The organism is Bacillus cereus group sp. MYBK227-1, from assembly GCF_051916325.1.
GTDB classification, from domain to species: domain Bacteria; phylum Bacillota; class Bacilli; order Bacillales; family Bacillaceae_G; genus Bacillus_A; species Bacillus_A cereus.
In genome coordinates, this window is record NZ_JBQAGK010000008.1 from 1 (window position 1) to 23,917 (window position 23,917).

Here is a 23,917-nt window from a genome sequence, read left to right on the forward strand (position 1 = left end):
TTATGGTGTTATCCGTCAATTAAATAAAGGAGAAGCATATCAAGTATGGGGAAAACAAGGTGATTGGTTAAATCTTGGCGGTAACCAATGGATTTATAACAACCCATCTTACATTAAATATCAAGGGGAACCAACTACTACTTCAAGTTCTGTAGTAGGAAAACGTGTTGTTTCTAAAGTGGATGACCTTCGTTTCTATGACTCTGCTTCTTGGTCTGATAAAGATGTAGCAGGAACGGTAGATGAAGGACTTGGATTTACGATTGATTCTAAAGTAGCCGTTAATGGTTCACCACAATACAAAGTACACAACAGTAAAGGCGTAACATACTATATAACTGCAAATGAAGCCTATGTGTATGTAAAGTAGGGAAAAGGGTATGCCCAAACTTTGGCATACCCTTTTTTTGTTTATTTCACGTAAAAAAATGGAGTTTTTTCTATAATTTAGCCTATTTTTGGAACCCTTTTCTATAATTCTTATTACATACTAAAAGGAATCTTATTTTCAAAACAGAATAGTTATATTTTAAAATTACTTTTGTATTTTTTAAAGGAGGTGAATTAATGTTAAAATTTATTTGGGCAATTGCATTCGCTCTAATTATATTCTTTTTAGTGCGCGGTACGTTTATACCATATATAGCTTCTAATGAAAATATTGTAGCTTTATTTGTAATTTTTACCGTAGTTATTATTAATTCATGGATTATTGACTTAATAAATCGTTTATATAAAAAAAGAACCGAACTAGATAAATAATCTAGTTCGGTTCTTTTTTTATTTTGTATATTTCATAACTTTTGTATCAGTATATACTTTCTTACCGTTTTTAATTGTATCCGTTACTGTTTTTACATAATGGTTAACGGCATCGATATCTCTATATGCTTCAGTGTGATAATACGTAATAGAAGGTTGATTAAAATACATTAATCCGCTTGCAACTACTTGTGCTGTAACCTGTACTGGTTTCCAAGGAATATAAGAAGATAATCCATTTACTAAAATAAGTCCTACATTATAACTGTCTTTATTAATTCTATTGCTTGAATCTTTACTACTAGCGTGTTTCCAGTTGAAACTACCATCAGCAATAATTACTCCCTGTGTATTACTTGTACGAGTTTCAGTGCCTGAAACCTCTCTATTAATAACGTTTTCATTTTCATCAAATTTTACTGTTTCGCTGTATAACACTTCAAAGTCTGCACTTGAAGTATCCAAAGGTGATGTTACACCTGCAAATTTTGCTGGTGAATTAGCAGATTCAGGTGCTGTAGGCGAATCTGCATATGCATTACCTGCACCCCATCCAGTACTAGCTAACATTCCACCAACTAGTAACATTGGGATTGTTTTTTTCTTTAATAAATTTTTATAACCCATAATAACATCTCCATCCTTTTGAAAATTTATGCTAATTTACCGGTATTTACTAGCACAATCCCGATAATAGACTATAAAATTCGAAAAATAAACAATATTCAGATTAAAATTTTCACAAAACAATTCGACAAACCTTCTTAAAACCATGTCATTACTGGAGTTATAATGATTTTTATATAAAGAATTTCATCTTTACGATCTAACAATTTACCGATAACCATACGTCAATTGATAAAATAAAAACTGAATATTCCGAATTATATTTATAAAATCGTTTTTTACAACTTATTACAATTGAACTTTGTTATGATTGATTCTATATAAACTAAATAAAGGAGATTGTGATATGATAATTCTGAATAATGAAAAAGTTACCAAACTATTGAATGAATGGTATAAAGTTATTCTATCTAAGCAAATAACAAAAGCGACAAGAATGAAAGAAGAAGTTGATGAAAAGATTAGTGTCTTAATGGTCGAACAAAACCGAGATCTACAAGATCAAAATCTCTTATTGTATTATTCTCTATTGGATTATAGTTATAAAGTGTTAATAAATAAATCATATGTAACTCGTAGTGATTTTGATGCAGTTGAAAAACTTACAACAAAAACTATTGATGAGTATTTAAAATACTACTACCATTTCTATAAAGCTGTGCATAACACCATGATTGCTAACTATATGGAGGCTATGGAGCAATTTGAAGAAGCTGAACGACTTTTAGAGTATATTCCTAATGACATTGAAAAAGCTGAATTTAATTATAAACTTGGTGAACTATATTACCATCTTCAACAACCTTTATTAACAATTAAGCATGTAATGAAAGCAAAAGACATATACAAAAAGTATGAAGATTATGTAATAAATCAAATTGAATGTGATACAATCCTGGGATTAGCAAGTGTCACTTTAAGTCAGTTTGAACAAGGAGAAGAACTTTTTGTTAAGTGTTTGGATATGGCTAAAAAACATAACTGCACTCGACTAATTACCTTAATTCAGTACAACTTGGGCTTCCTTTATGCAAAACAAGGTATATCCGCAACTGCAATTCGACATTTAATGGATGTATATAAATCTGAAAAACCATATCATAAAACTATATTCTTACTGGCTCGAGAACATTTCAAAATAAATGAAATTGAACAAGCACAAGAATTTTTGACTCAAGGCTTTGAATTAGCTGACGTAGAATATACACATCATTTACGAATACTTCGAGCACAATACGATGAAAATTATAAGCAGAATCTAGAAACAACGATTGCAGATGGACTAGATTACTTCGAATCCCAAAAACTTTATGGATTTATGGAAGAGTACTCTGGAATTTTAGCGAAAAAACTTTATCAAGAAGGTAATCATGAGAAGGCTAGCCAATACTTTAATATATCTTATGATGCTAAAGAATTACTTCAGAAGGGAAGTGCGTTAAAATGAAAAAAGTACTAATGGGATTTGTTAGTTTTGCTGCTGTTTTAACTATTGGAAGTTTTACAGAATCTTTTACATCACAAGCTGATCATGGTAGACCACCTGCACCACAAAGACCAGATTATATTTCTAATGTGGCCGATTTTGATCACGGTAGACCACCTGCGCCGGCATACGAATACGGCGATACTTATATTGATCATGGTGAGCATATCGAAAACAAAAAGAGGACGAGATCTTGATATGATCCCCTTATAGTAGACAGGAAAAAGAAAGCGCATTAACCTGTTTACTATGGAGGGGATTTTTTTATGGGGAAAATTAGAGTCACTTACGATGTAGAATTTAAGAAAAAAGCTATAGATTTATACTTAAAAGAAGGCATGAGCTATAAAAACATTGCGAAAGAATTAGGTATTCATCACTCGGTTGTAAGTCGTTGGGTGAAATACTTTGAAGCTGAAGGTATCAAAGGACTAGAAGAAAAACGTGGAAAAGCGAAAGGGCCAGGTATAGGAAGAACAAAACCAAAAGACCCAGAAGCTAAGATTAAACGATTAGAAGCCGAGAATGAAATGTTAAAAAAGCTCTTAGGGATGTAAAAGGAGGTATGCAAGCTATATCCAAAACGAGAAAGTTTGAAGCTATACTTGAGATGTTAGAAAAGGGGTATACGATTAGCCTATTATGTGCCATCGCTGGTGTAACTAGAAGTGGGTATATAAGCGGACAAAGCGGCACTTAGTGCCTTCTGAAAAACAACTAGAGGACGCTAAAACCAAGAAAAAGATATTGAAGTGTCATAAAAAACTAAGAGGGATTTATGGATATAGAGGAGTGCAAGTGTGACTGAAAGTCACCTATAACCTTCATTTGAAGCATAAGCGCATACAAAGATTGATGAATCAATTAGGCATCAAAGATTTCAAAAGAAATTAAATAATCTGAGTCCATATAAATATAGAACTCAGGTTACTTAGTTGCGCTTTTTAAATCCTGTCTACTTGACAGGGGTCACTGCAGGCATCAATTCCTTGTGTTTCGAGCTGTTTTTTCCAAACAGAAATCGTTGAAGGGGCAGGAATATTAAAGATAGCTGCCGTCTCAAATAAGGACATACCGTTTTCAGTCATAAAGTTTAGTACGTCTAGTTTAAATTGTTGTGTGTAATTTGTACATCGTTTTAGAAAAGCTTCCAGACCATTCTGTTTATATTGGTTTACCCAATTCAAAATGATTGTGTCACTTATACCGAGCAATCTACCCATTTCTCGATAACTTTCATTTCCGTTCAAATAACGTAGAACGATTTATATTTTTTCATCAGCTGTAAATTTAGCCATAGAAAAACTGCACCTCCAATTGTTAGACACAGTCTAACAATTGGAGGTGCAGTTCATTATAGGGTACTCTTTTATGAATCAGTACACCATTCATATATTGTTAATGTTTGTGAGTCATGAACAATTAAATGGTTTAACAAGTAAGGATTCAAGATAATGTATGTAAGATGAGTATAAATCGTTATAAAAAAATAAAGAAGAGCACCATTATATAGTACTCTTCTATGAATCAGTACACCATTTATATATTGTTGATGTTTGTGAGTCATGAACAATTAAATGGTTTAACAAGTAAGGATTCAAGATAATGTATGTAAGATGAGTGTAAGTTGTTACAAAAAATAAAAAAGAGCACCATTATAGGGTACTCTTTTATGAATCAGTACACCATTTATATATTGTTGATGTTTGTGAGTCATGAACAATTAAATGGTTTAACAAGTAAGGATTCAAGATAATGTATGTAAGATGAGTATAAGTTGTTACAAAGAAATAATTAGTCAGCAAAAGCAAAATGATTAGCTCTTAATGGAAAATGAAATGTATTATTAGAAACTCATGATATAAACAACTAGGTTGTGAAGATTAAAGTTTTTCAAAAAACTTCATTTGGTATTACTCTAGAATGGAATTATTGAACTTATAAATTAATATGCCTTTTCGTTTATTGACAAAATAAACACGTTGATAGGAGTAATAACGTATTCCTTTAAAAATACGCTTTTTCATTAGGGAATTAATCTAAGCACTAGATAAATAGATGCGTATACTTATATTATGTGAGTTGTGAATGTAATTAAACTGAATTTTTATAGTTTAATTATTAGTAACTATTTTTATTCTAAGAAAAATGGATATTTAAAAATATTCAACACCATTACAATTGAGTGTTTCTTAGTATAAGAATATTCTCTCAAAATTATTAAATAAGGAGGAAATAAATGAAACATAATGATTGTTTTGATCACAATAACTGCAATCCGATTGTTTTTTCAGCAGATTGTTGTAAAAATCCACAGTCAGTTCCTATAACTAGGGAACAATTAAGTCAATTAATTACTTTACTAAACTCATTAGTATCAGCTATTTCAGCATTTTTTGCAAATCCAAGTGATGCAAACAGATTAGCGTTACTCAATTTATTTAATCAATTTTTAATTTTCTTAAATTCCTTACTACCTTCCCCAGAAGTTAATTTTTTGAAACAATTAACTCAAAGTATTATAGTTTTATTACAATCTCCAGCACCTAATTTAGGACAATTGTCAACATTATTGCAACAATTTTATAGCGCCCTTGCACAATTCTTCTTCGCTTTAGATCTTATCCCTGTATCTTGCGACTCAAATGTCGATCCTGCAACTTTACAAGTTCTTTTTAATTTATTAATTCAATTAATCAATGCTACTCCAGGGGCAACAGGTCCAACAGGAGCAACAGGTCCAACAGGCCCAACGGGAGCGACAGGTCCAACAGGAGCAACAGGAACGGGAGCAACAGGTCCAACAGGAGCAACAGGAGCAACAGGTCCAACAGGCCCAACAGGTCCAACAGGTCCAACAGGTCCAACAGGTCCAACAGGTCCAACAGGTCTAACAGGTCTAACAGGTCCAACAGGTCCAACAGGTCCAACAGGCCCAACAGGAGCAACAGGTCCAACAGGAGCAACAGGTCCAACAGGTCCAACAGGTCTAACAGGTCCAACAGGCCTAACAGGAGCAACGGGAGCAACGGGAGCTGGAGCAGTTATTCCGTTTGCATCAGGTGGGCCAGTAGCGTTAGCAACTGTTTTAGGTGGATTAGCAAATACAGGAGCACTTCTTGGATTTGGAAGTTCATTCTTCCCTGTAATTGTCCCACCTGGTGGCCCGATTACTATAGGCCCTGTACCTCCAGTATTTGATTTCGCATTTGTAGCTCCTCGCGCAGGTACAATTACTTCGTTAGCAGGATTCTTTAGTGTAACTGTAGCGGTTGCTTTATCGATAGGAAGCATACAAATTCAAATGCAGTTGTACAGCGCACCAGCAGCAAGTAATACTTTTACTCCAGTAGGTACACCGTTACTATTAACACCAGCATTTAGTGGTCTTATTGCTATCGGTAATACCTCAAGTGGTATTAGCGCACAAGCAATTGCGGTCGCTCCACAAGATAAGATATTACTTGTTGTTTCATCGACTACACCAGGTTTTGATATAGCTACTGCTATTACAGGCTTCGCAAGTGCAGGTATAACATTTGTATAATCACTTGTAAGTTTTGTAGTTGAAAATTTTGATATAAGAAAAGAGATTGTCAAAAAAGTATCCTCAGATTAACTTTTGAAGACAGTCTCTTTTCTTTAATTGTTTTTATACTTTATGTCTGGTGAAAATGATTAAATATACTATGAAAATGTAGTGTAATTGTGTTAAGTTAAATGATCACTGCTAGTAAATTACACATTAATAGGCATAAGAAAATGAAGGTTTCCAACCTATATGGGATACAGAACTAATTTCATACACATATAAAGGCATATATATATAATATTTTAAATTTTAGTCTTACATATGTAAGGATTGAGAAGTGGGAGGGTTATATAATGAAGTATATGAGTATCAAAGAATTAAATGATGATTACATTTATACTATCCTTGCAATGAAACCAGGTAAGTTTTATAGAAAACGTAAATCAGGTATCATCAACTTTGCTACAGCGCTTGGCATGATTTAAAAAGTGATGGAATTTTAGGAGTACTGTTCGGGGCACTATTTAGGGCACTTAATCAGGTGCCTTTTTACATTGGAATCGGCGGTACGATATTTCTACAGTTAATTGTTCTTTGAAAAAAGAATACTGTGGGGATAGCGTAGCTCCTTTATCAAAACGTTACTTGGTCGGAATGGACGGAGAAAAAAGGAAGAAAAAGACGAAAAGCTAAATTGATTTTATATATAAAGCCACGGTGCATAAGTGTCGTGGCTGGATATCATGAAACTGTCCGAGTGCCAACGGGAAAAAGTGTTGGCTTTTCATATAAATCTCATAATTGAGAATTGGTTTAAATAACCAGTGCACCAACAGCAAAATGTGATTCATATATTTGCGCACATTTTGCTCACATTTTGTTCACGTACTATATAAAAAAGTATGAAAATCTATAAAAACAATTATTTCAATAAAATTTATTCTGGATATTAAAAAGTGCCAAAACCCTTGTTTTATAAGGGTTTTGGCACTTTTGTGTTTTTGTATTTTATCAAATAAACAATTCTAAAATTGTTCATTCTTCTCCCAAGATTCAACGATATAATGTGCAATCGTCGGATTGAAGCCTTTACCAACTAAAAACATAATCGCAGCAACTTCTGTTAATGCGTGTTCGTGTGATGTATGTTTTGCTTCATTTAAACCGTAATCTACCCATGGTTTTACGAAATCTAGTACAGGTTTCTTGAAAGGTAAAAATTGTGTACCGACAACTTGTTGAATTTGTTGTTGTGTTGGTTCAGTAATTGGTCCAGGTGGTAAGATTTGTGGTTGTGTAATGTCTAGTGTTGGTCCGGGCGGTAAAATTTGTGGCTGAGTTGGATCTATTGTTGGTGGTTTAGGTGGTGAGACACGTGCGTCGTAGTTTGGTTGATACATTTGTTGTTGATATTGCGGTTGTTGTGGTTGAGTTGTGTATGGGTTTTGTGGTGCTGCATATGGATTTTGTTGATATTGTTGTTCTTGGTTTTGTGGTGCTACATATGGATTTTGTTGATATTGTTGTTCTTGGTTTTGTGGTGCTGCATATGGATTTTGTTGATATTGTTGTTCTTGGTTTTGTGGTATTACATATGGATTTTGAGGATATCGCTGTTCTTGATTTTGTGGTGCTGCATATGGATTTTGAGGATATTCATAATTTGGACGTGTGTCATATGGATTTTGTTGAAATTCAGTTTCTTGGTTTTGCGTTGTTGCATATGGGTTTTCGTCATATTGTTGCTCTTGCTGTTGTAACTCTTGTTCTTCGTATTGTTCTGTGCATCTCTGTTCTTGTTGTTGAGGATACAATGGTTGCCTTGGATAAGGCGGTTGATTATTATAGAACATGTTTATTCCTCCTTCATGATGATGCCTACCACCTAGTGTATGGGCGGACAAGAAAATATGTGATGAAAAAATGCGGGCGTGTTACAATAAGTAACTGGGTGAAGATAAAATGACAAAACAAGAAAAAATTCAAAAAACAATTACTTTTGTAAAACATATTTTAGAAAAAGATGCGAGTGGGCATGATTGGTATCATATTGAACGTGTACATAAAATGGCGATTTCTTTATCTGAGCAAGAAGGTGGAAATCGTTTTATAATTGAAATGGCAGCATTACTTCACGATGTGGCAGATGAAAAGCTAAATGAAAGTGAAGAAGCAGGAATGAAAAAAGTTTCTGATTGGTTAGAAGAGCTACGTGTTGAAGAAGAGGAAAGTAAACATATTCTTTATATCATCGCCAATATGTCTTATAAAGGTGGCCATGGCGGCACAGTAGAGTCACTTGAAGGGAAAATTGTTCAAGATGCGGATCGTTTAGATGCTCTTGGTGCAATAGGAATTGCTCGTACATTTGCATATGGTGGGGCGAAAGGGAGATTAATGTATGACCCAACTATTCCGCCGCGTGAAGAAATGACGAAAGAAGAGTATAGAAAAAATAATGATCCATCTTTAAATCATTTTTATGAAAAACTTTTGAAATTAAAAGATTTAATGAATACGAATGCAGCAAAACAAGAGGCTGAAATTCGTCATCGTTATATGGAACAGTTTATTGAACAATTTATGAAAGAGTGGAATGCACAAATATGAAAATGTTAACTGTGGAGAACTTATCAAAATCATATGGAGAAAAGCCGTTATTTGATGGATTATCATGTAGTATTACAGAAGGACAACGTGTCGGAATTATTGGTGTAAACGGAACTGGTAAATCGACATTATTAAAAATTATTGCAGGATTAGAAGCTCCTGATACAGGTGATATGACGCATTCACGTGGGTATACAATTAGTTATTTATCACAGCAACCAGAGTTTGATGAAAAACTGACAGTATTAGAGCAAGTGTTCCATGGTGATACACCTTTAATTCGTCTTCTTCGTGATTATGAAAAAGCACTATTAAATATTGAAAAAGATCCAAGTAATGAAAAAGTACAGGAACAATTATTTGCAGTGCAGCAACGTATGGATGCAATGAGTGCATGGGAAGCAAATGCAAATGCGAAGTCTCTTTTAACGAAATTAGGAATTACGGACTTCACTGCAATTGTTGGGAATTTATCTGGTGGACAGAAAAAACGTATTGCAATGGCACAATGTTTTATTGAAACACCGGATTTATTAATTTTAGACGAGCCTACGAACCATCTTGACCATGAGACAGTTGAATGGTTAGAAGAATATTTAGCGAGATATACAGGTTCGGTATTACTTGTAACCCATGATCGTTATTTCTTAGATCGTGTGACGAATCGTATTTTTGAATTAGATAATGGTAAACTATATAGCTACGAAGGAAACTATAGTACATTTTTAGAAGCGAAAGCACTTCGTGAAGAGCAAGAATTGGCACAAGAATCGAAACGCCAAAATTTATATCGTCGTGAACTTGCTTGGATTCGTCGTGGTGCAAAAGCCCGTTCTACGAAACAAAAGGCGCGTATTCAGCGTTTTGATGAGCTAAAGGCACAAGAAGGACCAGCTGCAAAACAGTCAGTTGATATTGCACTAAGCGGAAGTCGTCTAGGAAAGAAAGTACTTGAGTTAAAAGATGTAACGAAAAAATTTGGCGATAAGACGGTATTACATAATTTTAATCATATTGTGAAACCGGGTGATCGTATCGGAATTATTGGGGCGAATGGAAGTGGAAAATCCTCCCTATTAAATATGCTTGCAGGTAAGTTATCTCCTGATAGTGGTGAAGTGGAAGTAGGACAAACTGTAAAAGTTGCTTATTATACGCAAGAAAATGAAGAGATGAATTTAAATCAGCGTATGATTGAATACATTAAAGAGATTGCAGAAGTTATTCATACGACAGATGGAAAAGTAATTGGTGCATCTCAAATGTTAGAACGTTTCTTATTCCCGACGCATTCACATGGTACACCACTTGGTAAACTATCTGGTGGTGAAAGAAGACGTTTATATTTATTACGTATTTTAATGGGAGAACCAAACGTACTTTTACTTGATGAACCTACGAACGATCTAGATACACAAACATTAACAGTACTAGAAGATTATTTAGAAGATTTCCCAGGTGTCGTTTTAACTGTATCGCATGACCGTTACTTCTTAGATAAAGTAGTAGATGAACTGTTCATCTTTACTGGCGGCGGCGAAGTGCGTGAGTTTCTAGGTAGTTATACAGATTATTTAGAAATGGAAAAAACGAGAGAACTTATGGAGAAAGCGGAAGTTCAAAAAGAGAAAAAAGTTGTAGAAGAACCTCCAAAACAACAACGTAAACGTAAACTTTCATACAATGAACAGCGTGAATGGGAAACGATTGAAGATACAATTGCCGAACTTGAAGAGAAAATTGAGTCAATTGGAGAAGAACTTGCGAAAGTTGGATCTGACTTCACAAAGGCACAAGAATTATCTGAAGCACAGCAGAAAACAGAAGAAGAGCTAGAAAAAAAGATGGAAAGATGGAGTGAACTATCAGACATCGTTGAAGGATTAAAATAAAAACAAGCTGCATATATTGAAAAGTAAAGAGAAAAACTTTACACTATTGGTAGAACCTATTTTAGGAGGGAAAAAATGAGAACATCTAATCCAATGTTGAAAAAAGAGGCATTCCGTAAAGAGGGAGCAAGTGCTTCTGCGATGACGATTGGCGGAACAGTAGGCAAAACGTTCATTATGCTTATCTTGCTACTTGCAACGTCTGTCTATTCATACATACAGATGATGCAGGGGACGATGAAGATGCCAGTATTAATTGGTGCTTTAATCGTTGCAGCAATCATCGCATTTGCGTCTATGTTCTTCCCGCGTATTTCACCTTTTGGTGCACCAATCTATGCAGCGGTAGAAGGGGTTGTGTTAGGAAGTATTTCAGCAGTTTATACAATGAAATTTGGCGATTCTATCGTTTTAAATGCTGTATTACTAACAATCTCAATTCTATTTGCAATGTTAGTGTTATATGCAACACGCGTAGTAAAAGTAACGGATAAATTCCGTACAGGCGTGATGGCAGCAACACTTGGAATTATGGTTATGTATTTAGTCGTATTTCTACTAAATATGTTTGGTGTAACTGTTCCATACATTCACCAAGGTGGTACAATCGGTATTATTATTAGTGCAGTTGTTATTGTAGTTGCTGCATTAAACTTATTACTAGATTTCGATTTAATCGAAAATGGTGTACGTAGTCAAGCTCCGAAATATATGGAGTGGTATACTGCGATGGGATTAATGCTTACATTAGTATGGTTATACTTAGAAATTCTTCGTTTCGTTTCGTACTTTACGAAAAATGACTAATAAAAAAATCCTGCATGAAAAATGCAGGATTTTTTTATTTTCAAAGATATATTGAATGTATGGTATAATATGGATGATAGCAACTTGAAGTGAAGGAGATGGAATATGATGAAAGAGAAGAAGGGGATTATGAAAAAACTATTTTCTAAAAGTTTTTTCATAGAACTAGATGAAGCTTTAACGTATCCATCATCAAAAGTTATTACTTCAGCGATTGAAGGATATGCAACTGAATGCAATGAAAGACTAAAATTTGAGAGTAAAGTTAAACCGATTACTTTCTACTTAGAAAATGCAATGTACCGTGCTGAAATAAAGATGGCTCGCGGAGGATATTACATATCTTGTACTGAAGTGTAATAAATTTTGAAACCATACATGTTTGAACTATGTATGGTTTCTTTTTTTGTTTTGTAAGGTCTAAAATAATACTTTTTACTTACGGATATATCATTTTGTGCTTTTTACCATTCAAACATTTCTCCTTACAATGAAGAAAAACATGTGAGGTGGTATAACTTATGATGAATCGAGTTGTATTAATCGGTAGATTGACAAAGGAGCCAGAATTATACTACACAAAACAAGGCGTCGCTTATGCACGAATATGTGTTGCGGTGAATAGAGGATTTCGAAATAGTTTAGGTGAACAACAAGTCGATTTTATTAATTGTGTCGTTTGGCGCAAATCGGCTGAGAATGTAACTGAATATTGTAAGAAGGGGTCGCTCGTTGGGATTACAGGGCGTATTCAGACTAGTAATTACGATGATGAACAAGGCAAGAGAATATATAGAACTGAAGTTGTGATTGAGAGTATTACCTTTTTGGAGAGAAGGCGGGAGGGGGCATTGTAATAAAAGGTGATTTTAAGTAATAGCTTCGGAAAAAATTGTGGAAAGTATTTTAATAAACTTAATGGATAAAAAATAAAAATCATCGGAAACGAAAGCTTTTAAAATCCCGTTCCTAATTTAAAATGTAAAAAGAATGAAATAGTATGGTAGCGGGAAGAAAGTAGTAAAATTAAGCATCCGAGTAGGAGTATAGAGTGATAACATGTTACAATACAGCTAAGAACATGCAATAAAGGAGAGTTTTTTACGTGAAGATTAAAGCAATTGAACCGACGCCAAGTCCAAATACAATGAAAGTTATTTTGAATGAAGTATTACCATCAGGAGCACGTAATAATTATACAAATGAAAATAAAGAACAAGCACCAATGCAAGTGCAAGAAATTTTGAAAATTGAAGGCATTAAAGGTGTATATCATGTAGCCGACTTTTTAGCAGTGGAGCGAAATGCGAAGTATGACTGGAAAGTTTTATTACAACAAGTTCGTGCTGTTTTCGGCGAAGAAGTATTGGAAGAAAGTGAAGAACAACAACTTGCTCATTTTGGAGAAGTGAAAGTGTTTGTTCAAATGTTCTTTACAATTCCAATGCAAGTAAAGTTAACAGATGGAACGACGGAAGAACGTGTTGGTTTACCAGATCGTTTTAAAGAATCAATTATGAAAGTGCAAATGTCTGCACCAAACGTTGTAAAAGAGCGTAAATGGGTAGAACAAAGTACACGTTACGGTAATTTTGAAGAAATTGGGAAAGAAGTAGTGGAAGAGATTGTTGCTGCTTATTCAGAAGAACGTGTAAATGAAACGGTTAAAGAATTATTAAATCAAGCGGGTGCTGTTGAAGTAACGATTCAAAAGCGTGAGCCATATAAAGTAACAGAAGAGATGATGAAAGATTCTGACTGGAAAAACCGTTTTGCAGCATTAGAACAAATGGATCCTACTGAAGAAGATATTCCAGTGTTGAAGATGGCGTTAGACGATGAAAAAGTTTCAATACGCCGCTTAGCAACAGCGTATTTAGGTATGGTAAAAGGTGATGAAGTATTACCGTTATTATATAAAGCGTTGTTAGATCGCTCTGTAAGTGTTCGCCGTACTGCAGGAGATTGTTTATCGGATGTAGGTGATCCGGCAGCGATGTTCGTTATGATTAAATCTCTGAAAGATCCAAGTAAATTAGTACGCTGGCGTGCAGCGATGTTCTTATTTGAACTTGGAGATGAAAGTGCGATTCCAGCATTAAAAGCAGCGCAAGATGATCCAGAGTTTGAAGTAGCGATGCAAGCACGTCTAGCATTAGAGCGTATTGAAGGCGGAGAAGAAGCAAAAGGTTCTGTATGGAAACAAATGACGGAGTCACGTAAAGGGGAATAATGTATGATTGTTTTCTATGATAGTTGGTGTCCGATGTGTACGGCCGTTGCAGAACGTACGAAAAAATTAGATAAAAAGGGTAAGATGAAATTTGTTTCATTTCGAAATGAAGATGTAGTTGAGAAGTATGAGCTTTCTCAAGAACTACAAAGTAAGATGGAACAAAGACTGTATATTTTTAAAAATAATAAGTGGTATGACGGTATTCAGAGCATAGATGTATTAGCAAAGGCCGTTCCATCTTATTGGTTTGCAGTTCCTTTTATAAAGCTATCTATCGTACTTGGTTTTGGAAGTAAAGTATACGATTATATCGCTAATAATAGAAAACTTGTTCCAGTGGGACATTGCCGCGGTGGGGTTTGTGAAATCCCTACAAAAAAATGAAATCATCGTTATCTTTCTTTTGCACCTATTAATAGAGCGTGATATGATGAATTTGGAATGAAAGTTGAAGGAGAGATTACAAGATGTCAAATGCTTATGAAGAATACATGCGCCAAATGGTAATCCCAATGCGCCAAGAGTTAGTGCGTTCTGGGTTTGAAGAGTTAACTACAGAAGAAGCTGTAACAGAATTTATGGAAAATACATCAGGTACAACTTTAGTAGTTGTAAACTCTGTTTGTGGTTGTGCAGCTGGTTTAGCACGTCCATCAGCAGGTCAAGCGGTTGTTCGTGCTGAAAAACAACCTGATCATCTTGTAACTGTATTCGCAGGTCAAGATAAAGATGCTACTGCAAAAATGCGTGAATACTTCGGAGAAATTCCTCCATCTTCACCATCTATGGCATTATTAAAAGGAAAAGAAGTTGTTCACTTCATTCACCGTCATGAAATTGAAGGTGCAACTATGGACGAAATTATTACGAACTTAGAACAAGCTTTCGAAAAGAATTGCTAAAGAAGGGGGAGAGTAAATCTCCCTCTTTTCTTTATATAGAGGTGAAACAATGATCGTAACAACAGCAGGAAGAACGAATAAAGAAATGACAGATTATGCAAACGAGGTAGCAGCAGAATTAAATGCTTCTTTCGTTAAACGTAATGACATACCGGTACATAAGCTACATGAGCAGTATGAACAAGATGTGCTTGTCGTTGGGAAGAACCGATTAGCTATTTATCCAAAAGGTACGGAAGAATCGTTTTTCTTTCATCCGAACTCAGCGATGTTTCGTGTGAAAAGGTTAATGCGTGGAGAACACGATCCGTTTGTACAAGCTGCTAAATTAGAGAGCGGAATGACAGTGTTAGATTGTACGCTCGGGATGGCATCAGATAGTATTGTAGCTAGTTATGTTGTTGGGGAAAGCGGAAAAGTAACAGGACTTGAAGGCAATGAGTATATGGCTTATATTATGGAAAATGGTTTGAAAACATGGTCTTCATCTGTTTCTGAAATTGATGAAGCAATGCAAAGAATCCAAGTAAAGCAAACGGAGCATTTTTCATTTTTAGCGCAATGTGAAGACAATAGTTACGATGTCGTTTACCTTGATCCGATGTTTGAAGAAACTGTCATAGAATCCGATGGAATTAAAGGATTAAAACACTTCGCTTTGTATCATGATATTACTGACGAAACAATTGCGGAGGCAAAACGAGTGGCGAGAAAACGTGTCGTTTTAAAAGATCATTTTCGTAGTTCTAGATTTGAAAAACACAATTTTTATGTATACAAAAGAAAAAGTGCTAAGTTTCACTTTGGTGTAATTGACCCTTGCTAATTGTTTGAAAAGATGTATAATAAGCAATAATTAATTAAATATACTGTCTGTGATGAAGAGAGTAGTCTTTTTTAGAAGGAAAGCGAGCTAGGGATGGTGTGAGCCTAGTACGGAAGAAAAAGATGAAGCGCACTTCGGAGATGCTTCTTGAACGAATAGTAGAGAAAGCCGAGGCCCCCTGTCCTCGTTATAAACGGGAAAGTGGTTCGTAACGAACAACAAGGGTGGTACCACGGGTTAAAACTCGTCTCTTTTTTAGAGACGAGTTTTTTGTGTTTTAAAAAATAAGGAGGTTGTATCATGGATTATAAAATGCAGTTTGCGGAAAGTTTATCTAATATTTTCACGAATGAATTAACGCAAAAACAAATTTTAGATTTAATTGAAACACCGAAACAAGATGAATTTGGAGATGCAGCGTTCCCATGCTTTTCATTAGCGAAGCAATATAAAAAAGCACCAGCTCTTATCGCAAAGGAAGTTGCTGAGAAATTCAATGATACGTTTTTTACGAAAGTAGAAGCCGTTGGTCCTTATGTAAATGTATTTTTCAATCGTGAAACTGTAAGTGATGCAGTATTAAAAACAGTTTTAGCGGAGAAAGAAGAGTTCGGTCAAAACCACTTTGGCTGTGAAAAAACAGTAGTAATTGATTATTCCTCTCCTAATATCGCGAAACCTTTTTCGATGGGGCATTTACGTTCTACAATGATAGGAAATTCGCTGAAACATATAGCTGAAAAATGTGGCTATGAAGTTGTAGGGATTAATTATATAGGAGATTGGGGAACACAGTTTGGAAAGTTAATTACGGCTTATAAAAAATGGGGAAATGAAGCAGTTGTTAAAGAAGATCCAATACGTGAGCTATTTAAGTTATATGTCCAATTCCATGAAGAGGTAAAAGACGACGAAGAACTAGAAGAAGAAGGACGTGCTTGGTTTAAGAAACTAGAAGAAGGTGATGAAGAAGCGGTAGAACTTTGGAATTGGTTCCGTCATGAGTCCCTTAAAGAATTTTCTCGCATTTATGAACTTCTCGGCGTAGAATTTACTAATTTTCAGGGAGAAGCATTTTATAATAATTTAATGGAAGATTTTATTGGGATTTTAGAAGAACATGAGTTGCTTGAAGAATCAGAAGGTGCATTAGTCGTTAATTTAGAAGAAGAAGGAATGCCGCCTTGCTTAATTAGAAAATCAGATGGTGCGACGATTTATGCAACGCGTGACTTAACGGCAGCTTTATATCGTCAAAACACTTATGGGTTTGATAAAGCGCTATATGTTGTTGGTCCAGAACAAAGCTTACATTTCAATCAATTTTTCACCGTATTAAAAAAACTTGGCTATACTTGGGTTGATGGTATGGAACACGTACCGTTTGGCTTCATTTTAAAAGATGGTAAGAAAATGTCGACACGTAAAGGAAGAGTTATTTTACTTGAAGAAGTACTCGAAGAAGCAATCGAACTTGCAAAACAAAATATTGAAGAGAAAAATCCAAACTTAAAACAAAAAGAAGTAGTGGCAAAGCAAGTTGGTGTTGGTGCAGTCATCTTCCACGATTTAAAAAATGAGCGTATGCACAATATTGAATTCTCATTAGAAAACATGCTGAAATTTGAAGGAGAAACAGGCCCGTACGTACAGTACACACATGCACGTGCTTGTTCTATTTTAAGAAAAGAAAGTGTAGAATTTGAAACATGTACATTTGCTTTAAAAGACGATCATAGCTGGAGTGTCGTAAAATTACTAAATAAATTCCCGCAAATAATTGAAGCAGCTTTCAATAAAAATGAGCCATCGATTATTTCGAAATATATATTAGATGTAGCACAATCATTCAATAAATATTACGGTAATGTTCGTATATTAGAAGAGAGCAAAGAAAAAGACAGCAGAATCGCATTGGTTTATGCTGTGACGGTTGTATTAAAAGAAGGATTACGTTTACTTGGGGTGGAGGCACCTGAGGAGATGTAACATAGTAGTAAACTGACAAACTGGGTCTAGTATAAACCTGGTTTGTTTTTTTATTGGATATATATTTTTTTTGCAAAATCAATTAAAATCTTTTTAGAGAGGGTGATTCATATTGATTCGAACTTTTATTTTACAAATTCCTTGTCATAGAAGATTAGATAGGAGTTTCTTTAAACTACAAAAGTACATACCTTTATGTGCACGTTGTACAGGCATGCTTATTGGTATTTTAATGTTTCCAATTTATTTTTATATGACACCTTCATTTCTTTTGGCAATCATACTATCATTTTTCGCTCAAATTCCGTTACTTATCGATGGGTTCACCCAAAAGTGGAAATGGAGAAATAGCTCAAATTTGCTAAGAATAACTACTGGTGTATTAAGCGGTAATGGTATGGGATTATTCATTTCCTCTAGTGTTATATGGATATTATCTTAAGATATATAGTAATGGAGGTATTTACATAGATGTTCTGGATTTACTTAATTCTAATTTTTATTTCAGGCGGAAGTGGAATTGGTTTTATGACTCAAAATAACTATACAGAAGCAATAATAGCTTTTGTTATTTGTATACTATTGTTTGGGCTACTGTATTATTATCTTAAAAGAAACAAAAGAAAGAGAAAAGCAGATTGTGACGATTTAGACTGTACGGATTGTTTTGATTGTGATTGTACTTGTTAAATTTTTCTTCCAAATAAAAAGCTAGTGTATTATTAAAAATACACTAGCTTTTTGCTTTGAAATTTTAAGAAAAGTGTAGGAATACGACTATTCTATAGAGAACTTTAGTTTTGTATATTTAAGGAGTACCCTGATTCTCCAGATGAAGGATTAGCCTTTTTAAGTAAAATACCTATTATAGATGAAGAAGCAATTTGGGAAACTGATATAGATGAATCAAATTATTGTGCTATTCGAATCATGTTTACATATAAAGGTTGCAATTTAGGAGTTACGAATGTTCATTTAAATTGGAAATCTAATAGAAAAAGACAAGAACAAATGAATGCCGTGAATAATTGGATTACAAATAAAGTAAGTGATTACGAATTATTATGTGGTGATTTTAATGATGATCCATATTCAATGGTGCATCAATACTTAATTCGGAAGCATTGGATAGATGTAGCTCAGTTTAAAGAAATCGAAGAGAACATGATAGCTCAACCAACTTTAGATTATAGAAAGAATCCGAATTTAAAAGGTGATGTAAAGCAAGAAAAAAGATATGATTGGGTCATGATACAAGAAAATGCCGCATTTGAATTTCCTACGATTGAAAACGTATCTATATTTGGGGATTCGGTACTAACTTCAACTGGTGTGTTTCCTAGTGATCATTACAGTGTTTTTGTAGAGTTGAAATTTAATGAATGAGAAAAATGTCATTTTTTGTTGGTAAGTCGATATTCACCGTATAATCGCCGATATAATTTCATGTACTGTTTTTAACTAACAAAAGATAGGATACACATGTTACGTTATTCTATATAATCAAACAAAATACAGAGAAAGACAATCATTTTTACTATATTTTGTTATAAATTTGAATAATATTAATTAATACCATCCATTATAAGAGATTTTAGTTGAATACATACTATATGGTGTGTAAAATCTAAGCAAGTAGCAGTATAAATATAAATTCGAGGTGAATGCATGCTAGATTTTAAGCAGTTAGAAACTTGTTTAAAAGACAAGAGATTTGTAGATGGATTACAGGAAATAAATAATGAAATTGCATATATAAAAGAAACGAATGCTTTATCCTATGTGAAGAATTGGCTTGCCAATATTCCTTCGCATAAGGAGTTCGATATATTAATTCGTCTTACTGATGAAGGGCTTATGCACCAATACAGTTCATTCCTCATTCGTTACGCTTATAAAAAATTCCCAAATATGAGAACGCTCTCTTTATATTGTGATGAGTTAATTGATGAGCGGAAAATTCTTGAAGCAGAGCAGCTGTTAAAAGAAACTTTAGAAGAGAGTAATAAAGAAGAAATAGATGCGGATTTTTTAGCGAAAACATATTTTACGTTAGTACGATGTCTTTTAGAAATGAAACGAAACGAAGAAGCGTTAATGTATATGCAAAAAGCAGAGGAGTACAGTGCACGCGCAGTGTTTGATAAATGGGGCTACGTTTATATGCATACAGGTGAATGGGAGAAAGCGGAAGAACAATTTATTGCTGGCATGCAGCATGAAGATTGTGAAGAGTTATCTACCTATTTATTATCACAATTGTATGCGAATAAAGGAGAACAAAAACGCGCGATACAGTTAATCGATGATGCAATTGTAAAATTCCCACAAGTACCATATTTTCATTTTGAGAAGATAAAGTATTTATTAGATTTAGAGCGATATGAAGAGATGTTAGCGGTAATAGATAACATAAATACTCAGCTGCCGTATCATGCCTATAATACTTACTTTGTACATTTACGTGCAGAAGCACTGTACAAAATGAATAAATTTGCAGATTTACAAAAACTATTAAAAGAAGAAAAGAGTTTAAAAGAATCTTTATATCATAATTTAGAAAAAAATCCGGATGGAAAAAAGGTTCACTTGCCGATAGTTCCTATTGTACAAAAGGATAATTATTGTGTTCCGACAAGTTTAGAGATGATGTTGCGTATATGGGGAGAGAAACGTACACAAGATGAAATAGCAGAGTTTATTTTTGATATGACAGGTTCGAAGTTTTCAGATACTGTTTCTTATTTAGAAGAATTAGGTTATGAATATCGTTATTTTAAAGGGAATGAAGAGAATTATAAGAGACTGATTGACGAAGGAATTCCTGTTTTATTAAGTATAGATATTGAGCATGCTTCACACGTACAAGTTCTATCTGGATATGATGATACATTGCAAGCTTTCTATGTTCAAGATCCAAACTTTATAGAACCAGTTCTTGTGGAATATAGTAAATTACAAGAAAAATATCGTTATACAGGCTGTTTAGCAATCACGTTTGTTCCGAAAGAAAAGAAGGAGCAACTAGCGTTTCTAAGTGAGGAAGAAAATCGTTACTTTAAATCTATTTTTTCTCTTACGGATCATTTAGATGAACATGACAAAGAGGGGATTAGTAACTTAGTACAATTTTTAAAAGAAACGAGTGATAATCCAAATACGTGGTTATATACGATAAAGCACTTAGATGTTGAAGTAGATAAAGAATTTATTTTATATTGTATCGATAAGTTAATGGAAAAGTTTCCGAACTCGGACTTTGTTAAATTGCATGGTGCACAGTGTTTTATTCGTCTTCAAGAAGTAGAGAAAGCGGAGCAAATGCTGACAAGCGTTGAGAAGAAAAATAATCGTGCTTTATATCATTTAATAAACGGAAGATATGCTTTTGAGCAGGAAAGTTATATAGAAGCGATTTCAAGCTTTCGTTCATCGTTACAATTAGACGCAGATCAGCCTATTGCTTGGAGTTTTCTCGCTTTATCCTATATGTATATTGATCAATCTGAAAAAGCATTGCAATACTCTCAAGTTGCGTTAGAGCGTAGTCCTGAAAGGTTCACTTTAACAAATCACGGTTTAATATTAATAGATTTAGAAAGATATGAAGAAGCATATGAAATCTTTAATGACTTGTTAAAAGAGTATAAATATGAAGCGCATGTATGGTATGAACGAGCGAGATGTGCACATCAACTAGGGAAATTATATTTAGCAATAAAAGGGCTTAAAGTAGCGATTCGTTTGGATAGTAATGCACCTTACATTTATACGAAACTTTCGGAAATATACGAATCTGATTTGAAGGATGAGGAAAGTGCGAAAGAAATTTTATTAAACGGTATTGAGAATTGTGATGATAAAGCACCTCTTTACGTAAAATTAGGTGATTATCATTTTCAAAATGATAGCTTGGAAGAAGCAGAAGTATTGTATAAGCGTGCTTTAGAAGAAAATGATGAGGATGTTTATTCTCACTTCGGACTTACACAAGTTTATATGGCAAGAGAACAATATAAGGAAGCAAAAGAATATATACTTGGTCTTGAGAAGCAAATTGAAAAGAGCCAAGATTTCCTCATGAATGCAGGAATGGTTTTATGGGATGCTGAAATTGAACTTGGTGGAAATGAAGAAGGGTTTAAAGTAGCACTATCTAAGTTAGAAAATGGTATAAAGAAAAGTGATTATAATGTAGCAAGTGCGTTAGATGAATATGTGAATCGAATTAAAGGAACGGAATTTGTACAACGAGGTATAGCATTTTTAAGAACGTTACACAAAGAAAGAAATGAAGTAAGTGAGTACGGTTGTTATGCAGGTATTTTATATGAATCTATTGGACAGTACGGCCAAGCGATGAAAAGATATAATAAGGCGATAGAACAAATGGAAACGGCATTACCGTATTACCGAATTGGTGAAACACTTATGGCATTAGGGCAATTGACGGAAGCAAAACAAGCGTATGAAACATGTTTAGAGCTTGATGGGAATTTCGTAGGTGTACATTTACAGCTTGCGGAAATATACGAAAAAGAAGAAAACCGTTCTAAAGAACAAAGTCATATGGTTCAGGCGATGAAAGAAGAGCCGTTGCATATTAATATGGAATATTTAGCACAGCTTTCAGTAGATATGAATCTTCAGGAAGAATTGCTGACTGAACTAGAACAATTAGTGGACGAAGTACCTGAAATATGGCGTTTAGATGCGATTGCATATGTGTACGGAGCGATGAATGAAATAGATAAAGAACAAGCACAGGTTGAATACGCACTACAATTAGATGGTGAGCATATAGAAGTTCTATATCATTATGCAAAAGTATTAGTGAAAAAAAGAAATGTAAAAGCAATTGAAGTTGCAATGAAAGTAATACAAAAAGATTTTGATAATGAACGTATATTTGATGTTTATGTAAAAGCAGTAGAGCAACATAAAAAATTGTCTAACATACGAGATTTTCTTCATACGTTAAAGGTGAAAAAAGCAGAAAGGAGTACAGCATTCATGTATGCTGCAGCTGCGGTTACGGAAATATGGATTGAACGCCAGCTGCATGAACAGCCAAAACGATCTATCATTACGAGAGCTTTTTATCGTATGAAAAATCGTGCGAAAGAAATTTCAATGGTTACTATGATAATTGATTTATATGAAATCTCTTTAAAGTTAAATCCGAAAAATAGTATGGCAGCACAGCGATTTGCGCTATTTTATGAGAATGTAGAGATGAATAAAGAAGCAATAGAGATTCTGCACACGTCACTAGAAAATAAATGGGATTATGACGTAGCGAAGCAACTTGTAAATCTTTTCGTTGAGTGCGAGGAAGAAGATATGTTAAGAGATGCTTTGGAATTAACGAAACAAATGGTTCGAGAACTACCAGATGATTATGATACTCTTCTTCTGCAAGCACAAGTATTTTTTAAAGCAGGGGAAGAAAGAAAAGCAGAAAAGATTATCTTGCAATTAACAGAGCAAACACCGTTTGTAAGTAGAGCATTTCTTGCTTTAGGAGAAATATATCAAAGTCAAGAAAGGTTTGAAGAGGCAATTCATGTATTAGAAAATGCTTCTATACATCATCCAAATGAAACAGCAATTCTTCTTTCTTTAGCATCTTCATATCATGGTGCCGGCCAAACGATAAAGGCAGAAAAAATAACAAATGAAGTATTAATAATTGACGCGAGTGATTTGTTAGCAAGATATGATCGAGCTTGTTATTTAGCACAGTTAAATAGAAATGAAGAGGCGAAGGAAGAGCTTGAATTTGTCCTTCGTGAGGATGAATCGGGATTCTTTGCTGAACTTATTGAGGATGATGAAAATTTAGCAGCATTGCGAGAATTTGAAAAGTAATTGTATAAGAATAGGGAAAAAAGATAAGGAGATATTTTGAATTAGTTGACAATTAGTTGCTAAATGGCATAAAATAACTTTTAACAAAGTATACAAATCTGAAGACGAGAAAGAGTAAAATAGTGAGCTGTTCTCCAGAGAGCCGGTATATTGCTGAAAGCCGGTGTGCAGACGTTATTTGAAAATCATCTCCGAGGAGCCGAGGCTGAAAGTAAGTAAGCCCGGACGGATGTCTACCGTTACAAAGAACACGTATGATAGTACGTTGCTAAGTGCTATTAGTGAAAAAGCTAATAGAATTAGGGTGGTATCGCGGGTAAACCCGTCCCTACTTTATAGGGACGGGTTTTTTGTGTGCTTTAAAATATTCAAAGGAG

Annotated in this window: 23 protein-coding genes, 2 pseudogenes and 2 other annotated features; of the genes and pseudogenes, 22 read left to right on the forward strand and 3 right to left on the reverse strand. The window is 34.3% G+C overall.

What is annotated here, in order from left to right:
- A pseudogene (locus ACTFRM_RS25305) lies at nucleotides 1–370 on the forward strand (N-acetylmuramoyl-L-alanine amidase); the annotation flags it as partial.
- A 197-nt stretch (nucleotides 371–567) separates the two neighbouring features.
- Nucleotides 568–762 (forward strand): hypothetical protein, encoded by a 195-nt coding sequence (locus ACTFRM_RS25310; protein WP_000911201.1) that lies wholly within the window; start codon nucleotides 568–570, stop codon nucleotides 760–762.
- Between the two features lie 18 nt (nucleotides 763–780).
- On the opposite strand, the gene ACTFRM_RS25315 is transcribed toward ACTFRM_RS25310, so the two are convergent.
- The gene (locus tag ACTFRM_RS25315; protein ID WP_063263839.1) at nucleotides 781–1,389 is read right to left on the reverse strand and encodes a hypothetical protein; all 609 of its coding nucleotides are present in this window, start codon (nucleotides 1,387–1,389) and stop codon (nucleotides 781–783) included.
- Nucleotides 1,390–1,735: 346 nt separating this feature from the next.
- Here ACTFRM_RS25315 and ACTFRM_RS25320 point away from each other — a divergent pair, with 346 nt between their 5' ends.
- From ACTFRM_RS25320 to ACTFRM_RS25335, 4 genes are all read left to right on the forward strand, one after another.
- On the forward strand, nucleotides 1,736–2,836 hold the full coding sequence (locus ACTFRM_RS25320) for an aspartate phosphatase (RefSeq protein WP_192797057.1): 1,101 nt from the start codon (nucleotides 1,736–1,738) through the stop codon (nucleotides 2,834–2,836).
- A complete protein-coding gene (locus ACTFRM_RS25325; RefSeq protein ID WP_440043048.1) occupies nucleotides 2,833–3,072 on the forward strand; it encodes a hypothetical protein in 240 nt (79 codons plus the stop codon). Before ACTFRM_RS25320 ends, ACTFRM_RS25325 begins: the two co-directional genes overlap by 4 nt.
- Before the next feature lie 69 nt (nucleotides 3,073–3,141).
- Nucleotides 3,142–3,432, forward strand: coding sequence for a transposase (locus ACTFRM_RS25330; protein ID WP_061457133.1), 291 nt, complete (start codon nucleotides 3,142–3,144; stop codon nucleotides 3,430–3,432).
- An 8-nt stretch (nucleotides 3,433–3,440) separates the two neighbouring features.
- The gene (locus ACTFRM_RS25335; RefSeq protein WP_262984027.1) at nucleotides 3,441–3,575 is read left to right on the forward strand and encodes a hypothetical protein; all 135 of its coding nucleotides are present in this window, start codon (nucleotides 3,441–3,443) and stop codon (nucleotides 3,573–3,575) included.
- Between the two features lie 277 nt (nucleotides 3,576–3,852).
- Here the strand turns inward: ACTFRM_RS25335 and ACTFRM_RS25340 are convergent.
- Nucleotides 3,853–4,140: pseudogene (locus ACTFRM_RS25340) on the reverse strand (helix-turn-helix domain-containing protein); the annotation flags it as partial.
- Between the two features lie 974 nt (nucleotides 4,141–5,114).
- Here ACTFRM_RS25340 and ACTFRM_RS25345 point away from each other — a divergent pair.
- Nucleotides 5,115–6,422, forward strand: coding sequence for an exosporium glycoprotein BclB-related protein (locus ACTFRM_RS25345; protein ID WP_440043047.1), 1,308 nt, complete (start codon nucleotides 5,115–5,117; stop codon nucleotides 6,420–6,422).
- A gap of 338 nt (nucleotides 6,423–6,760) precedes the next feature.
- A complete protein-coding gene (locus ACTFRM_RS25350; protein ID WP_276565566.1) occupies nucleotides 6,761–6,892 on the forward strand; it encodes a hypothetical protein in 132 nt (43 codons plus the stop codon).
- Between the two features lie 540 nt (nucleotides 6,893–7,432).
- On the opposite strand, the gene ACTFRM_RS25355 is transcribed toward ACTFRM_RS25350, so the two are convergent.
- Nucleotides 7,433–8,260 carry a hypothetical protein gene (locus ACTFRM_RS25355; RefSeq protein WP_440043747.1) on the reverse strand — a complete coding sequence of 276 codons (828 nt, stop codon included), beginning with the start codon at nucleotides 8,258–8,260 and terminating at the stop codon, nucleotides 7,433–7,435.
- A 109-nt stretch (nucleotides 8,261–8,369) separates the two neighbouring features.
- Between ACTFRM_RS25355 and ACTFRM_RS25360 the strand changes: the two genes are divergently transcribed.
- From ACTFRM_RS25360 to ACTFRM_RS25425, 14 genes are all read left to right on the forward strand, one after another.
- Nucleotides 8,370–9,017 carry an HD domain-containing protein gene (locus ACTFRM_RS25360; RefSeq protein WP_000165968.1) on the forward strand — a complete coding sequence of 216 codons (648 nt, stop codon included), beginning with the start codon at nucleotides 8,370–8,372 and terminating at the stop codon, nucleotides 9,015–9,017.
- Nucleotides 9,014–10,909 (forward strand): ABC-F family ATP-binding cassette domain-containing protein, encoded by a 1,896-nt coding sequence (locus tag ACTFRM_RS25365; RefSeq protein ID WP_173600558.1) that lies wholly within the window; start codon nucleotides 9,014–9,016, stop codon nucleotides 10,907–10,909. Before ACTFRM_RS25360 ends, ACTFRM_RS25365 begins: the two co-directional genes overlap by 4 nt.
- 75 nt (nucleotides 10,910–10,984) lie before the next feature.
- The gene (locus ACTFRM_RS25370) at nucleotides 10,985–11,716 is read left to right on the forward strand and encodes a Bax inhibitor-1/YccA family protein (protein ID WP_001260655.1); all 732 of its coding nucleotides are present in this window, start codon (nucleotides 10,985–10,987) and stop codon (nucleotides 11,714–11,716) included.
- A 105-nt stretch (nucleotides 11,717–11,821) separates the two neighbouring features.
- Nucleotides 11,822–12,076 carry a DUF4318 domain-containing protein gene (locus ACTFRM_RS25375; RefSeq protein WP_000975138.1) on the forward strand — a complete coding sequence of 85 codons (255 nt, stop codon included), beginning with the start codon at nucleotides 11,822–11,824 and terminating at the stop codon, nucleotides 12,074–12,076.
- A gap of 161 nt (nucleotides 12,077–12,237) precedes the next feature.
- The gene (locus tag ACTFRM_RS25380) at nucleotides 12,238–12,573 is read left to right on the forward strand and encodes a single-stranded DNA-binding protein (protein WP_000982017.1); all 336 of its coding nucleotides are present in this window, start codon (nucleotides 12,238–12,240) and stop codon (nucleotides 12,571–12,573) included.
- A 248-nt stretch (nucleotides 12,574–12,821) separates the two neighbouring features.
- Nucleotides 12,822–13,949, forward strand: coding sequence for a conserved virulence factor C family protein (locus ACTFRM_RS25385; RefSeq protein ID WP_000692564.1), 1,128 nt, complete (start codon nucleotides 12,822–12,824; stop codon nucleotides 13,947–13,949).
- Between the two features lie 3 nt (nucleotides 13,950–13,952).
- Nucleotides 13,953–14,336, forward strand: coding sequence for a thiol-disulfide oxidoreductase DCC family protein (locus tag ACTFRM_RS25390; protein WP_000634884.1), 384 nt, complete (start codon nucleotides 13,953–13,955; stop codon nucleotides 14,334–14,336).
- Nucleotides 14,337–14,419: 83 nt separating this feature from the next.
- On the forward strand, nucleotides 14,420–14,854 hold the full coding sequence (locus ACTFRM_RS25395; protein ID WP_000063706.1) for a BrxA/BrxB family bacilliredoxin: 435 nt from the start codon (nucleotides 14,420–14,422) through the stop codon (nucleotides 14,852–14,854).
- Nucleotides 14,855–14,903: 49 nt separating this feature from the next.
- A complete protein-coding gene (locus ACTFRM_RS25400; RefSeq protein WP_000637455.1) occupies nucleotides 14,904–15,680 on the forward strand; it encodes a class I SAM-dependent methyltransferase in 777 nt (258 codons plus the stop codon).
- Nucleotides 15,681–15,720: 40 nt separating this feature from the next.
- Nucleotides 15,721–15,935, forward strand: a binding site (T-box leader).
- A 45-nt stretch (nucleotides 15,936–15,980) separates the two neighbouring features.
- Nucleotides 15,981–17,669, forward strand: a complete 1,689-nt coding sequence (gene argS / locus ACTFRM_RS25405) for an arginine--tRNA ligase (RefSeq protein WP_000384917.1) — start codon at nucleotides 15,981–15,983, stop codon at nucleotides 17,667–17,669.
- Nucleotides 17,670–17,781: 112 nt separating this feature from the next.
- The gene (locus ACTFRM_RS25410) at nucleotides 17,782–18,111 is read left to right on the forward strand and encodes a DUF2085 domain-containing protein (protein WP_000621474.1); all 330 of its coding nucleotides are present in this window, start codon (nucleotides 17,782–17,784) and stop codon (nucleotides 18,109–18,111) included.
- A gap of 29 nt (nucleotides 18,112–18,140) precedes the next feature.
- Nucleotides 18,141–18,359, forward strand: coding sequence for a hypothetical protein (locus ACTFRM_RS25415; protein ID WP_000498606.1), 219 nt, complete (start codon nucleotides 18,141–18,143; stop codon nucleotides 18,357–18,359).
- 114 nt (nucleotides 18,360–18,473) lie between these two features.
- Entirely contained in the window at nucleotides 18,474–19,055 is a 582-nt protein-coding gene (locus tag ACTFRM_RS25420) for a hypothetical protein (protein ID WP_306299079.1), read from the forward strand.
- Between the two features lie 282 nt (nucleotides 19,056–19,337).
- Nucleotides 19,338–23,540 (forward strand): tetratricopeptide repeat protein, encoded by a 4,203-nt coding sequence (locus ACTFRM_RS25425; protein ID WP_440043749.1) that lies wholly within the window; start codon nucleotides 19,338–19,340, stop codon nucleotides 23,538–23,540.
- A 92-nt stretch (nucleotides 23,541–23,632) separates the two neighbouring features.
- Nucleotides 23,633–23,873, forward strand: a binding site (T-box leader).
- Nucleotides 23,874–23,917 lie beyond the last annotated feature (44 nt).